Genomic DNA, 13,678 nt, shown 5'->3' with positions numbered 1-13,678 from the left:
AAAATTTTCAACCGAAATCTTATAGGACTACTTAGAATTGCGGGTACCGGACGTCACCCCCGCTCAATCGTCAACCGCTGAACCCCCTTACCCCCCAAAACCGGCCGCTTCGAACTCAAGATCCGAGAGTTCACCCCGGTCCAGCCGATCTCACCGGAGATCCGCCCGTACTCGATCTTGGGGCAGCGGTTCATGATCACCTGGATGCCAGCCGCCTCGGCGCGGGCGGCGGCGGCGTCATCGCGGACGCCGAGCTGCATCCAGACGATCTTCGGCAGCACCGGCAAGGCGAGGGCCTCGTCCACGAGGCCGCCGGCGGCGGCGGAATTGCGAAAGATCTCGACCATGTCGACGGGGCCGGGGAGGTCGGCGAGGCGGGCGGCGACGGGCTTGCCCAGCAGCATCTGCCCGGCGAGGCCGGGATTGACCGGGATCACGTCGTAGCCGCGCGAGAGCAGGTATTTCAGCACGATCCAGCTCGGCCGGGCCGGGTTCGCGGACGCGCCCACGAGGGCGATGGTCTTCGTCTCCGTGAGGAGCCGGCGGATCAGCGCATCGGGATAGCGGTCGTGACGGGCGGCGACGGGGTCGGTCATCGGGACTCTTGCGTGACGGGCAGGTTCTTGCGGGACAGGATCGCAGACTTGTCCGCCATCGCGCCCCGTGCTGCAAGGCGAGCCATGACGACGACCATGAGCCTCACTGAAACCATCGCCTTCCTGGAGCGGGACTTTCCGCAGATGAACCATGACGGGCGCTTCTTCCATCTGGAGGCGGTGGGGCCGCTCTCCGCGCGGATGCGCCTCGACCATCACGAGCGCTTCCTCCGCCCCGGCGGCACGGTCTCCGGCCCGGCCATGATGGCGCTGGCCGATTACGCCCTCTACGCGGCGATCCTCGCCAGCATCGGCCCGGTGGGCCTCGCCGTGACGACGAACCTCTCCTTCAACTTCCTGAGAAAGCCCGGCCCCACCGGGCTCGTCGCCGAGGCCCGCCTCCTGAAGCTCGGCAAGCGCCTCGCGGTGGGGGAGGCCCTCCTCACCGCGCCGGGCTCCGACGATCTCGTCTGCCACGCCACGGGGACGTACTCGATCCCGCCGGTGCGGTGAGCTTCGCTGCGTGACCTCGCGATGGGCGCAGGTCGCCACTCCTCATGCACCAATCTTGTCGTGCAGGCAGACCGCGTCCCTCTCCCCCTTGTGGGGAGAGGTTAGGAGTGGGGGTGGTTGGGCGACCCTCGGGCGACTGAGGCTGGCGGGGCCACCCCCACCTCCAAATCCTCCCCACAAGGGGGAGGAGAGCCGCGCATACGGCGAACTCTGTGAATGCCTTGGCCGCGCGCGGGGAGGGAGGAGACGAGGTGTGCCCGGATTCCGGCCTTCGCTGCGCGGCCCCGGCTTGACGGCCTGCTCCACATCCAGGCTCATCAGATGCGGTATCCTGATACCTCAGCACCGAAATGCTTCGTTTCCTTGAGGTTTTTGCCAATTCCCCTCACCGGAAATGCCTTGACGACTCAGCCGTCGCCCCGTATTGCAGCCTCCAACGCCGCTGCGTGTCTCACGTGGCGGCGCATCGTTTTGCAAGACATCATACGGAACGCCACGGGATGAAGACCTTTTCTCTGAAGCCCGCCGACGTCGACAAGAAGTGGATCATCGTCGATGCGGAGGGTCTGGTCGTCGGCCGGCTCGCCACCATCATCGCGATGCGCCTGCGTGGAAAGCACAAGCCTTCCTACACGCCCCACGTCGATTGCGGCGACAACGTCATCGTCATCAACGCCGAGAAGGTGAAGTTCACCGGCCGCAAGCGCGAGCAGAAGGTGTACTACCACCACACCGGCTACCCGGGCGGCATCAAGGAGCGGACCGCGAAGTTCATCCTCGACGGCCGGTTCCCCGAGCGCGTGGTCGAGAAGGCCGTGGAGCGCATGCTCCCCCGTGGACCGCTGTTCCGCCAGATCATGGGCAACCTCCGGGTCTACAAGGGCACCGAGCATCCCCACACCGCCCAGCAGCCGCAGGCGCTCGACGTCGGCAGCCTCAACCGCAAGAACGTGAGCGCTTGATCATGGCGACCCTCCAGTCCCTCTCCGACCTGAACCGCGCCAACGTCGAAGATCCCGAGAACGCGGCCCCCGTCCACGTTCAGAAGCTCGACGCCCAGGGCCGCGCCTATGCCACCGGCAAGCGCAAGGACGCGGTCGCCCGCGTCTGGATCAAGCCCGGCAACGGCACCGTCGTGGTCAACGGCCGCGCGGTCGAGACCTACTTCGCCCGTCCCGTGCTGCGCATGATCCTGCGTCAGCCCCTCACCATCGCCAACCGCGTCGACCAGTACGACATCACGGTCACGGTGCATGGCGGCGGTCTCTCCGGTCAGGCCGGCGCCGTCCGCCACGGCCTGTCGAAGGCGCTCACCTACTACGAGCCGGAGCTGCGCGCGCCCCTGAAGCGCGAAGGCTTCCTGACCCGCGACAGCCGCGTGGTCGAGCGCAAGAAGTACGGCCGCAAGAAGGCTCGCCGCAGCTTCCAGTTCTCGAAGCGCTGAGCGTTTCGGTTCTCTCAGGTTTTGGAAAGGGCGGCCTCGTGCCGCCCTTTTCGTTTGTCGCGACACAGTCCGAGGTCCCTCGATGCCCAACGTCTTCCGGCGCGTTCACGCCCCCGTCGTCACCGCGGTCACGCTCTGCCTGTCGAAGGCCGGCGACGAGGTGAAGGGCGAGGTCAAGCTCGCCGACGGACGCCAGTTCAGCACCACCGGCGTGATGCCCATCGCCCAGGCCTTCGGCATCGCCGTCCACGTGGCCAACGAGGGCGGCATGGAAATCGTGGTGATCGATCCGCAAAGCGCCTGGAAGCCGAGCTGGGGAACGCTCGAGGGTTAGAGGTCCGCGCGAAAACCCGTCGCGTACCGCTCGAAAGGGGGGTCCGATTCCGCTCGGAAGTCGTCGCCATTCCGGTGGAATCATCCTAGTTTCGGGGCATGATCCAGCCGACGCCCCCCTCCTTTGATCCCCGCCCCACCCGCGCCGAGCCGGATGACGACCCCCATCTCTGGCTCGAAGAGGTGGAGGGCGCGGAGGCCATCGCCTGGGTCGAGGCGCGCAATGCCGAGACGCTGGCGCGCTTCACCGACCCTGTCATGGAGCGCGACCGCGGGGCGGTGAAGGCCATCCTCGACCGGCCTGACAAAATCCCCCTCGTGTCACGGCGCGGCCGGCTCCTCTACAACATCTGGCGCGATGCCGAGCATCCCCTGGGCCTGTGGCGCCGCACGGACGAAGTCTCCTACCGCGCCGGCACACCCACCTGGGAGATCCTCCTCGACATCGACGCCTTGGCCAAAGCGGAAGGGGTCGACTGGGTCTGGAGCGGCGCGACGCTCATCCCCGGCAGCCACGACCGTGCCCTGGTGAAGCTGAGCCGGGGAGGGGGCGACGCCACCATCCTGCGCGAGTTCGACCTGCCGACGCTGAGCTTCGTCGCCGACGGGTTCACCCTCCCCGAGGCGAAGGGCGGGGCGGATTGGCTCGACCGCGACACCCTGATCCTGTCGAGCGCGCTCGGCGAGGGCATGGCCACCCGGTCCGGCTATTCCCGCACCGTGCGGCTCTGGACGCGCGGCACCGACCCGCTCGCGGCGACCATCCTGTTCGAGACCGCGCCCGAGAATATGGGCCTCTGGGGCGGGGTCGACCACGACGCGCCAACGGAGCGCGTGGTGTTCATGGAGCGCACCGGCTTCTTCGACGGCACCGTGCATATCGGCGACCGGACGGGGCCGACCCATCGCCTCGACGCCCCCACCGACGCCGAGATTTCTCTCCACGGTGACCATCTCGTCATCCGCACGCGCTCCGTTTGGGAGGTGGGCGGCAGCCTTCACGCCGCCGATACGGTGCTCGCCATCGCCCTGCCGGCCTTCCTCCACGGCGACCGTGCCTTCACCGTGCTGTGGGAGCCTTCGGAGCGACGAGCGCTGCAGAACGTCTCCTGGGCCGGCCCGCGCCTCATCGTCGATGCCCTCGACGACCTCCGTCCCGCCTACAGCGTGTTCGAACCAGGGGAGGGCGGCTGGAACCGCCTGAGCCTACCAGGCCTGCCGGACATCGGCTCGGTCTCGGTCTGGCCCTTCGATTCCGAGCCGAGCGAGTCGGACGGTTCGCTCCTCGCGATGGTTCAGGATCCGCTGACACCGCCGACGCTGCTGTCGATCCCCGGCGACCTCTCGGCTCCCACCATCCTGCGCACGACGCCACCGGCCTTCGACACGGACGGCCTCGCGGTCACCCGCCACGAGGCCGTCTCGGTGGACGGGGAGCGCATTCCCTATGTCCAGGTCGGCCCCGCCGGGGTCACCGGCGACGCGCCCGTTCACCTCTCCGCCTATGGCGGGTTCCAGATCTCCCTGCTGCCGACCTATCAGGCCGTGCTCGGCAAGCTCTGGCTGGAGAAGGGCGGCACGGGCGTCGTCGCCAACATCCGCGGCGGCGGCGAGTTCGGCACGCGCTGGCACCAGGCCGGGCGGCGCGAGGGCAAGGCGCTGGCGCATGACGATTTCGCCGCGGTGGCGGCGGACCTCGTGGCGCGCGGCGTCACGAGGCCCCGGCGCATCGCCGCGCAGGGCGGCTCGAACGGCGGGCTCCTCATCGCCAACATGCTGACCCGCTATCCCGAGTGCTTCGGCGCCCTGTTCTGCACGATCCCCCTCATCGACATGCGGCGCTATTCGAAGCTCCTGGCGGGTGCGAGCTGGGTCGCCGAATACGGCGACCCCGATGTGGAGGCGGATTGGAGCTTCCTCGGCGCCATCTCGGCCTACCACATGGCGGAAGCGGGCAAGCCCTATCCGCCGATCCTCATCGCCACCACACGACGGGACGACCGCGTCCATCCGGGACATGCCCGCAAGATGGCGGAGAAACTGCGCCATCTCGGTTACGATCCGGCCTTCTTCGAACCGGCGGCCGGTGGCCATGGCTACGGCAAGGACAATTCGGAGACGGCCGCTTTCCTCGCCCTCGGCATGGGATTCCTGCGGCAATCCATCGGCTGGATTCCGGAGGAGGGATGACCGGTCAGGCGTCGCGCCGGCGCGTCCCGTCGCGGATGACGTAGGCGCCACCGGCCGCCGCCATGACGGCGAGCGCATACCAAGTCAGCGCATAAACAAGGTGGTTATCGCTGAAGGCGACGACAGTGAGCCCGCCCACGGGATACCCGCCGGGATTGGGCTCCGCGTCGGCGTCGATGAAGTATGGCGCGGTTGGGCCAAGGCCGTGTGCTACGGCGATGGCCGCCACATCGCGCGAGTACCAACGATCGGCAGCGGGGTCGTTGTGGCGCAGGAAGCCGCCACCGGGCTCTGACATGCGCAGCAGGCCGGTGACGCGGGTCTCGCCCACGCCTCGATGGATTTCACGGGTCGCGAGGTCGCGCTTCTGCGCCGGAACGAAGCCGCGATTGACGAGGATGGTGGCTCCGTCCGCGCCGACCAGCGGCGTCATCACCCAGTATCCGCCGCCGAGCTCGGTGACCGCCTGGACCAGGGTCTCCTGGTCATCCGCGAAGGTCCCGGTGGCGAAGACGCGCCTGTAGGCATCGGCCCCGGCATCGAGCGCGGGCCAATCCGCTCGCCCCGGCGCAGGAACCGCATCGGCATGGATCCGCGCATCGACGCGGGCGATCAGGTCATGCTTCCACGCCCGGCGCTGGACCTGCCATGTCCCGAGCGCCGCGAAGGTCACCACGGCCAGGAGTGTCAGGACACTGATCGTGGCGATTATCGCGGACGCGCGCCGCGAAAGTCTTTTTGTACTCATTGAGGAGGGACGGCACCAACGCCATAGACCCGTCCCGAATTTCGCATCCGGTGTGGGTCCATGGGCGTCCGGTGTCGCATCGTGTGTCCCGCTAACAGAGTAGCGTTCCGGGGCGATACGCTAATGGTGCTGATGGAGGCTGGTCGGCGTCATCGGCATCATGTTGGTGTTGAGGTGATACATGACCCAGACGGAACCGGTAAGCGTGATGACCACGAGCGTCAGGGTGAAGATCAGCGCCAGGATCGTCCAGCCGCCCTCGGACTTGGTGTTCATATGCAGGAAGTAGATCATGTGAACCACGATCTGCACCACGCCGAAGCCCATGATGACAAGGCCGGTGAGACGGGGGTTACCGAGCACGTCACCCATCACCAGCCAAAACGGAATGGCGGTGAGGATGACGGAGAGCACGAAGCCGGTGACATAACCCTTTAAGGAGCCGTGACCGCTTTGGTCGCCGTGGCCCTTCACGTCCTCTTCATGGTCCGCGGCATGGGCGGACTGGCTGGCGGCGCTCATTGCAGCACTCCCATGAGATAGACGAAGGTGAAGACGCCGATCCAGATGACGTCGAGGAAGTGCCAGAACATCGACAGGCATTGCAGGCGACGCTGGTTCTCGGGAATCAGCCCCTTTTTCTCGGTCTGAACCATCAGGACGATGAGCCAGACGAGACCGAGGGTGACGTGCAGGCCGTGGGTGCCCACCAGGGTGAAGAAGGACGACAGGAAGGCACTGCGCTGCGGTCCGGCGCCCTCATGGATGAGGTGTGCGAACTCGTAGAGTTCGAGCCCGATGAAGGCGAGGCCGAACAGGCCGGTCACGCCGAGCCAGAGCTGCATCCGCCGTTGCTCGCCCTTGGCCATCTCCAGCATGGCGAAGCCATAGGTAATGGACGAGAACAGCAGCATCGAGGTGTTCAGTGCCACCAGCGGCAGGTCGAACAGGTCCTTCGGGGAAGGACCTGCCGCATAGTTGCGACCGAGAACGGCGTAGGTGGCGAAGAGGGCCGCGAAGATGAGGCAATCGCTCATCAGGTAGATCCAGAAGCCGAGCATGGTGCCGCCTTCGGGATGGTGATCCTCCTCCATGTAGAAGGAGGGTGCCTCGCCGTCCTTGGCGAGGGTGGGGGAGTGCGACGCCATGGTTCTCAGACCCGACCTTCGAGCAGCCGCGTCCGTTCGGTCTCGGTACCGATGACGGCATCGGCCGAGATGTAGAAGTCGCGGTTGTAGTTGAACGTGTGACCGATGGCGACGACGGCCATGGCGATGAAGGTCAACGCCGCGAGCCACCAGATGTACCAGATCATGCCGAACGAGAAGCCGATGCTGAGGATACCCAGGATCATGCCCGTGCCGGTGTTCTTCGGCATGTGGATCGGACGGAAGCCCTTGAGCGGCCGCGCATAGCCGCGACGCTTCATGTCCGACCACGCATCGTGGTCGTGGATCACCGGCGTGAAGGCGAAGTTGTAATCCGGCGGAGGCGAGGAGGTCGACCATTCGAGGGTCCGCCCACCCCACGGATCGCCGGTGTGGTCGCGCAGAGCTTCGCGCCGCATGAAGCTCACCACGAGTTGGATGATGAACGAGAGGATTCCGAGCGCGATCAGACCAGCGCCGAAGGCGGCGATGATGAACCAGATCTGCAGCGACGGGTCGTCGAAATGCTGCACGCGGCGGGTCACACCCATCAGGCCAAGGACGTAGAGCGGCATAAAGGCGAAGTAGAAGCCCGTGAGCCAGAACCAGAATGACATCTTCCCCCAGAACGGGTCGAGCCGGAAACCGAATGCCTTCGGGAACCAGTAGGTGATGCCGGCCAGCATGCCGAACAGGACGCCGCCGATGATGACGTTGTGGAAGTGAGCGATGAGGAACAGGCTGTTGTGCAGCACGAAATCGGCCGGGGGCACGGCGAGCAGCACGCCGGTCATGCCACCGATGGTGAAGGTCACCATGAAGCCGATGGCCCAGAGCATCGGCTCCTCGAAGCGGATGCGGCCCTTGTACATGGTGAAGAGCCAGTTGAAGAGCTTCGCTCCCGTCGGGATCGAGATGATCATCGTCGTGATGCCGAAGAACGAGTTTACGGAGGCACCCGAGCCCATCGTGAAGAAGTGGTGCAGCCAGACGAGGTAGGACAGGATCGTGATGACCACGGTGGCATAAACCATGGACGCGTAGCCGAAGAGCCGCTTGCCGGAGAAGGTCGAAACGATCTCCGAGAAGACGCCGAAGGCCGGCAGGATCAGGATGTAGACCTCCGGGTGACCCCAGATCCAGATGAGGTTCACGTACATCATCGGGTTGCCGCCGAGGTCGTTCGAGAAGAAATGCGTTCCCACGTAGCGGTCGAGGGAGAGCAACGCGAGAACGGCCGTGAGGATCGGGAAGGCCGCGACGATGAGGATGTTCGTGCAGAGGGCGGTCCAGGTGAAGATCGGCATCTTCATCATGGTCATGCCGGGGGCACGCATCTTCACGATGGTCGCGATGAGGTTGATGCCCGAAAGCAGGGTGCCGATGCCGGCGATCTGGAGACCCCAGATGTAATAGTCGACACCCACACCCGGGCTGCCGGCGGGGCCGGAGAGTGGCGGATAGGCGAGCCATCCGGTGCGGGCGAACTCGCCGACGAACAGCGAAGCCATGATCGTGGCGGCACCACTGACGGTCATCCAGAAGCTGAAATTGTTGAGGAACGGGAACGACACGTCGCGCGCGCCGATCTGCAGCGGCACAACGAAGTTCATCAGGCCGGTGACCAGGGGCATCGCCACGAAGAAAATCATGATCACGCCATGGGCGGTGAAGATCTGGTCGTAATGGTGCGGCGGCAGATAGCCCTCGTTGGCACCGAAGGCCATGGCCTGTTGCGAGCGCATGAGCAGCGCGTCGGAGAAGCCGCGCAGCAACATCACTAATGCAAGCACCACATACATGATGCCGATCTTCTTGTGGTCGACGGAGGTGAACCAGTCACGCCACAACGGCCCCCACCAGCGCATGTAGGTGATGAGGCCCAGCAGCCCGACGCCACCGATGGCGACGCCGATGAAGGTCACGAGCAGGATGGGCTCGTGATACGGGATGGCTTCGAGAGTCAGCCGCCCGAAGACGAGCTTCTGAAGATCGAGATTGGCAAACATGGGATCGCTTCGTTCCCGGTTGTCGGCGAGGGGACGTACCGATCGATTCGGTACCCGTCTCTCATCGGTTCAATCTAATGGTGCCGTCGCCGTGACGCGCCTGTCCCGAAGGCCGCGCGTCATCGCGTCGACCTAGCGGTTCAGTTGCACCGGGGCAGGGTCGCTTTGCTTCGTGTCCGGCCCGGAATGGTCGTGGTGATGGTCATGCCCCTTGGCGGGGTCGACCTCCTGGGTGCGTGGCTTCTTCTCGGAGGCGGGGAACGTGGCCCCCTGTGCCTCCTCGCCGCGAACCGCATGGCGGTTGTCATATCTGAGCCGCTCCTGGTTGGCGTGGCTCTCCTTGCCGGCGCCGCCCTTGGAATCGATGCTCATCATCTCGCCCATGCACATCTTGCCCTCGATGACGCACATGTTGAGGATGGTGCTGTAGAGGCCGGGCGCCACGGAGGAGTAGTAGGTCACCGGCTCACGCTCGCTCGGCTTCTCCAGCGCGACATAGGCATCACGAGTAAGTTCCTTGCCTTCCGCCTTCGCCTTGGCAACCCACTGGTCGAAGCCCTCCTGGGTCACGCCATGGAACTTGAAGTTCATCCGCGAGAAGCCCTCGCCGCTGTAATTCGCCGAGAAGCCCTCGTAGACGCCCGCCTTATTGATCACGGCGTGCAGCTTCGTCTCCATGCCGGCCATGGCGTAGATCTGTCCCGCCAGAGCCGGGATGAAGAACGAGTTCATCATCGAGGCCGAGGTGATCTTGAAGTTGATCGGCACATCCACCGGCGCCGCCAGTTCGTTCACCGTGGCGATGCCGAGATCGGGATAAAAGAACAGCCATTTCCAATCGAGGGCGACGACCTCGACGGTCAACGGCTTCACATCCGCGGGAAGCGGCCGCGAGGCGTCGATGCGGCTGAGGGGCCGGTAGGGATCGAGCGTATGCGTGCTGATCCAGGTCAGCGCCCCGAGGGCGATGATGATCACGAGCGGGGCGGACCAGATCAGCACCTCGAGCTGCGTCGAGTGGTGCCAGTCCGGATCGTACTCGGCTTCGGTGTTCGACTGGCGATAGCGCCAAGCGAAGAGGAGCGTGAATGCGATCACGGGTAAGATGATCAGCAGCATCAGCCCCGTAGAGGCAACGATCAGGTCACGCTGCCGCGTGGCGATGTCGCCCGCGGGTTGCATGACGACCATGTTGCAGCCCGACAGAAGGGCCACGAGAGGCAGGCTAGCGAGAGCGCGCAAGGATCTGGATGACATCCGACCGGCTGCAGTGAGACGTCCGCGGACGGAACGTCGGGAGGAAACATCTGGTTTACGAGAAGCGGCGGTTCGGACCGGACCGCTTCCCGCGAGACCGGTTCGATACGGGCTTCTCCTGCGCAGTGCAAAGGCGCCCTGGCAAGTGCCTGCGGCTTCAATCAGCCGGGCGTTTAGAGCATAGCTGATTTATCTCGTGAGAGGCAGTAAGAAGGGGAGCATCATCCGCGGACAATATGCCATAGCGAACCGCGAATCGTGCCGTTGCATCGCTTTGCCGCAGTGCAACAAGCCTCCATAATCGGAACACAGGGGCGCGCCAAGTGCGGCGTGTCCTCCCACCCTTCAAGCAGCGAATGGCCGTCCATGAGCCAAGATTACGCGTTGCAGACCCCGCCGCATCTCAGTGCAGGTGCTCGGGCCGGCGCCACTGAACCCGAGGTCGCCCCCGGCGACATCGCCGTCGGCGTCCTCATCGGCCGGACGTCGGAATTCTTCGACTTCTTCGTCTTCGGCATCGCCTCTGTATTGATCTTCCCGAAGGTCTTCTTCCCGTTCGTGCCGCCGCTGGACGGGACGCTCTACGCGTTCGCCCTCTTCGCCCTCGCCTTCGTCGCGCGGCCGATCGGTTCGGTGATCTTCATGGAGATCGATCGCCGTCACGGGCGGGGCGTGAAGCTGACGATCGCCCTGTTCCTGCTCGGCGGCTCAACGGTGTCGATCGCCTTCCTGCCGACCTATCACAGCATCGGGATGGTATCGATCTGGCTGCTCGCGGCCTTCCGGATCGGGCAGGGGCTCGCCCTCGGGGGAGCCTGGGACGGTCTAGCTTCGCTCCTGTCGATCAAGGCCCCCAACGACCGCAAGGGCTGGTATGCGATGATCCCGCAGCTCGGAGCGCCCATTGGGTTCGGGCTCGCGAGTGCCCTGTTCTCGTTCTTCCTCGCCAATCTGACCATGGACGACTTCCTGGATTGGGGCTGGCGGTATCCGTTCTACGTCGCCTTCGCGGTGAACGTGGTCGCTCTCTTCGCCCGACTTCGCCTCGTCGCAACCGAGGAGTTCACGCAGCTCCTCGAGACCCGCGAACTCGCCCCGACACCAGTCTGGGAGATGATTCGCGCACAGGGACGGACCGTCCTCATCGGTGCCTTCGTGCCACTGGCGAGTTTCGCCCTGTTCCACCTCGTGAGCATCTTTCCGATCAGCTGGATCACCCTGTTCACGAAACGCTCGGCCGGCGAGTTCCTGCTGGTGCAGTTCGTCGGCTCTATCGTCTTTGCTGGCGCAATCGTGATCTCAGGAATCGTTGCGGATCAGGTGGGCCGGCGCCGTCTGGTGGGCATCGCGGCAAGCCTCATCGGCCTATTCAGTCTCGCCAGCATCCTCGCGCCACTCCTGTTCGGCGATAGCGAGACCGGCCAGACGATCTACGTCCTCGTCGGCTTCGGTCTGCTCGGCCTCTCCTACGGCCAAACCTCCGGCTCCGTGACCGAGAATCTCGGAACGCGCTACCGCTATACCGGCGCTGCGCTCACCTCGGACCTCGCCTGGCTGATCGGAGCCGGCTTCGCGCCGCTCGTGGCGCTCAGCCTGTCGAGCCGCTTCGGCCTGGCCTGGGTCGGCGTGTACCTCCTGTCCGGCGCGGTCGCCACCCTGAGCGCGCTCGCCATCAACCGGAAGGTCGCCGCTTACTGACGCTGAAGTCAGACGCTCCACGAAGAAAGGCCCGCATGCTTGCCATGCGGGCCTTTCTCGTTCCGGCTCGTCTGTTCAGCGGACGGTGGTGCAGACGATAGCGGACGGACCGAGGGCGAGATCTCCCTGTCGCGGAGCGTTGAGGGCAAATGCTTCGGCATCCTCCCGCGGGAAGAAGCTAGGACCAAGCTCACGCTCGAAGAAGCCATTACCGACCTCGTAGAAGCAACGGTCCTTCACGGCCGTTACCGCGAAGCTTCGCTGAAGGACTGGTTGTCCGAGGGGCACGCCACCACGCAGCACTCCGCCGCAATAGCCCGAGACATCCACAGGCGCCGGCCCGTCGAGCCTGATCGCCCGGGAGGTGCCGGGACGAACCGTTACGGCCGGAGCGCCTTCCTGCCCCACCACCAGGGTCAATGTGGACCGGTTGGTAACCTGTCGCAGGCAGGACGCTTCGGCGGTACTTATGCCAGCCGCCAGAACTGTGAAAGATGCGAGACCTGCGAAGACGAACGTCGGACGGACAGGCATGTCGAAGCCTTTCGAGTTTGCGGATTGGGGTGCGACGAGACGGATGTCCCGGTCGGGTCAGCGGTTGATCCCGCCGGGACCGCCCGAGGTCCCACCGGTGCCGGGCAGGGCACCGGTGCCGGGCGGACCGCCGACGCCGGTGCCGACGCCCGCTGCGGACGACGTGCCCGATGCCGCTCCCGCGCCACCGACGGGAGCCTTGCTGGCAGGAGAGTCTTTCACCGACCCCTCGACTCGAGTCGCCCCGCTCGACGGCACCTGGCTACGGACACCCTCCGATGCCGCCGCCTCACTGCGGCTCGACGGAACGGTACCGACACCAGCCGGCGCTTCGATGATCTGCGCGACGACGGCACCCGTCGGTGACAAGGCGAGGCATAAGCTGAGAACGAAGGGTCTGGCGATCATCGAAGCAAAATCCTGAACGGCGGGTGATGTCTGGGGCAGAACTCCGCTTGGATCAGTTCCGTTCAAATCGGATACGGAAGAAGAGCTTGAGCATCCGCTTAGCCATGCGGTCACGTGGCATGGAGCGCCTTTTCGAGTTCATCTTTCGACATGGTGGAGCGGCCGCGAATGTTAGCGGACTTGGCCTTCCGCATCAGCTCCGCCTTCGTAGGGCCGCCGGACGCCTTCCCCTGCTTGGCCCCGGCCTTCCTGGCGGACGCGGATTTCTCGGCCACATCCTTCGGCTGACTCGAGAACTGCTTGCCGTCCTTGGTGTCCGCACGCTTCTTCCTAGTGGAGCGTTCATACTCGTCCTTAGACAAGGATGAGCGGGCCTTCTTTGGAAGATAGCGCTCCCCCGTCTCACCGCTCGGCTTGCCAGATTTCGTATCCCATTCCTCGTTCGACCATTGCGTCAGGCTGTTCTTGTCGGACTTCTGGCCCTTGTAGCCGCCACCGGCCTCCTTGTAGGCCTTCGTCGCAGCCTGTGCCTTGCGGGCAGACCATTGACCGGGCTTGCCACCCTTGTCGGAAGCGGTCACCTCCGACTTGATCCTGTCCCACAGTTTAGGGTCGGTCTTTTCTGCGCTGGCCGCCATCGTTCGAGCCTATGCTTGTTTCCGTGCGATCAACCTGCACCGCGGTGGCCAGTTCCCGGTGGACGGCGTGTCATCAATTCGTGAGAAAGCAGCGCGATACAGGCGACACGGCCAGAAACGTCGTAAAACCGCGATGTTGACTTGAGAGGCCATAGCCTCCAC

15 protein-coding genes are annotated in these 13,678 nt (G+C 65.0%); 6 read left to right on the top strand and 9 right to left on the bottom strand.

The window, feature by feature from the left end:
• Positions 1 to 53: 53 nt before the first annotated feature.
• Positions 54 to 596 carry a CoA-binding protein gene (locus tag K368_RS0121790; RefSeq protein ID WP_027174196.1) on the bottom strand — a complete coding sequence of 181 codons (543 nt, stop codon included), beginning with the start codon at positions 594 to 596 and terminating at the stop codon, positions 54 to 56.
• Between the two features lie 84 nt (positions 597 to 680).
• Between K368_RS0121790 and K368_RS0121785 the strand changes: the two genes are divergently transcribed.
• The 5 genes from K368_RS0121785 (at position 681) to K368_RS0121765 (ending at position 5,076) form a co-directional block, all read left to right on the top strand.
• Positions 681 to 1,109 carry a PaaI family thioesterase gene (locus tag K368_RS0121785; RefSeq protein ID WP_027174195.1) on the top strand — a complete coding sequence of 143 codons (429 nt, stop codon included), beginning with the start codon at positions 681 to 683 and terminating at the stop codon, positions 1,107 to 1,109.
• Between the two features lie 500 nt (positions 1,110 to 1,609).
• Positions 1,610 to 2,071 (top strand): 50S ribosomal protein L13, encoded by a 462-nt coding sequence (gene rplM, locus K368_RS0121780; protein WP_018042797.1) that lies wholly within the window; start codon positions 1,610 to 1,612, stop codon positions 2,069 to 2,071.
• A gap of 2 nt (positions 2,072 to 2,073) precedes the next feature.
• Positions 2,074 to 2,553, top strand: a complete 480-nt coding sequence (gene rpsI / locus K368_RS0121775) for a 30S ribosomal protein S9 (protein WP_027174194.1) — start codon at positions 2,074 to 2,076, stop codon at positions 2,551 to 2,553.
• 82 nt (positions 2,554 to 2,635) lie between these two features.
• Complete coding sequence (locus K368_RS0121770) at positions 2,636 to 2,887, top strand: hypothetical protein (RefSeq protein ID WP_027174193.1); 252 nt, start codon at positions 2,636 to 2,638, stop codon at positions 2,885 to 2,887.
• Positions 2,888 to 2,985: 98 nt separating this feature from the next.
• The gene (locus K368_RS0121765; protein WP_027174192.1) at positions 2,986 to 5,076 is read left to right on the top strand and encodes a prolyl oligopeptidase family serine peptidase; all 2,091 of its coding nucleotides are present in this window, start codon (positions 2,986 to 2,988) and stop codon (positions 5,074 to 5,076) included.
• Between the two features lie 4 nt (positions 5,077 to 5,080).
• Here the strand turns inward: K368_RS0121765 and K368_RS0121760 are convergent, their stop codons facing one another.
• The 5 genes from K368_RS0121760 to cyoA form a co-directional block, all read right to left on the bottom strand.
• Entirely contained in the window at positions 5,081 to 5,824 is a 744-nt protein-coding gene (locus K368_RS0121760) for an SURF1 family protein (protein ID WP_027174191.1), read from the bottom strand.
• Between the two features lie 120 nt (positions 5,825 to 5,944).
• On the bottom strand, positions 5,945 to 6,346 hold the full coding sequence (gene cyoD / locus K368_RS0121755) for a cytochrome o ubiquinol oxidase subunit IV (protein ID WP_027174190.1): 402 nt from the start codon (positions 6,344 to 6,346) through the stop codon (positions 5,945 to 5,947).
• A complete protein-coding gene (cyoC, locus tag K368_RS0121750; RefSeq protein WP_027174189.1) occupies positions 6,343 to 6,972 on the bottom strand; it encodes a cytochrome o ubiquinol oxidase subunit III in 630 nt (209 codons plus the stop codon). The genes cyoD and cyoC overlap by 4 nt, the downstream gene beginning before the upstream one ends.
• A gap of 5 nt (positions 6,973 to 6,977) precedes the next feature.
• Positions 6,978 to 8,981, bottom strand: coding sequence for a cytochrome o ubiquinol oxidase subunit I (cyoB, locus tag K368_RS0121745; protein WP_027174188.1), 2,004 nt, complete (start codon positions 8,979 to 8,981; stop codon positions 6,978 to 6,980).
• 132 nt (positions 8,982 to 9,113) lie between these two features.
• Positions 9,114 to 10,238, bottom strand: a complete 1,125-nt coding sequence (gene cyoA / locus K368_RS0121740; protein ID WP_027174187.1) for a ubiquinol oxidase subunit II — start codon at positions 10,236 to 10,238, stop codon at positions 9,114 to 9,116.
• 366 nt (positions 10,239 to 10,604) lie between these two features.
• Between cyoA and K368_RS0121735 the strand changes: the two genes are divergently transcribed.
• Positions 10,605 to 11,936 (top strand): MFS transporter, encoded by a 1,332-nt coding sequence (locus tag K368_RS0121735; RefSeq protein WP_027174186.1) that lies wholly within the window; start codon positions 10,605 to 10,607, stop codon positions 11,934 to 11,936.
• 75 nt (positions 11,937 to 12,011) lie between these two features.
• Here the strand turns inward: K368_RS0121735 and K368_RS0121730 are convergent, their stop codons facing one another.
• From K368_RS0121730 to K368_RS0121725, 3 genes are all read right to left on the bottom strand, one after another.
• Positions 12,012 to 12,470: a hypothetical protein gene (locus K368_RS0121730; protein WP_027174185.1), complete on the bottom strand. Its 459-nt coding sequence runs from the start codon at positions 12,468 to 12,470 to the stop codon at positions 12,012 to 12,014.
• Between the two features lie 57 nt (positions 12,471 to 12,527).
• Positions 12,528 to 12,878, bottom strand: a complete 351-nt coding sequence (locus K368_RS26910; protein WP_155935278.1) for a hypothetical protein — start codon at positions 12,876 to 12,878, stop codon at positions 12,528 to 12,530.
• Positions 12,879 to 12,988: 110 nt separating this feature from the next.
• A complete protein-coding gene (locus K368_RS0121725) occupies positions 12,989 to 13,516 on the bottom strand; it encodes a hypothetical protein (RefSeq protein WP_027174184.1) in 528 nt (175 codons plus the stop codon).
• Between the last annotated feature and the right edge of the window lie 162 nt (positions 13,517 to 13,678).

It is taken from the genome of Methylobacterium sp. 10 (assembly GCF_000519085.1).
Classification (GTDB): domain Bacteria; phylum Pseudomonadota; class Alphaproteobacteria; order Rhizobiales; family Beijerinckiaceae; genus Methylobacterium.
Note: the sequence above shows the minus strand (reverse complement) of the source record. Positions and strands in the feature narration are given on the sequence as shown.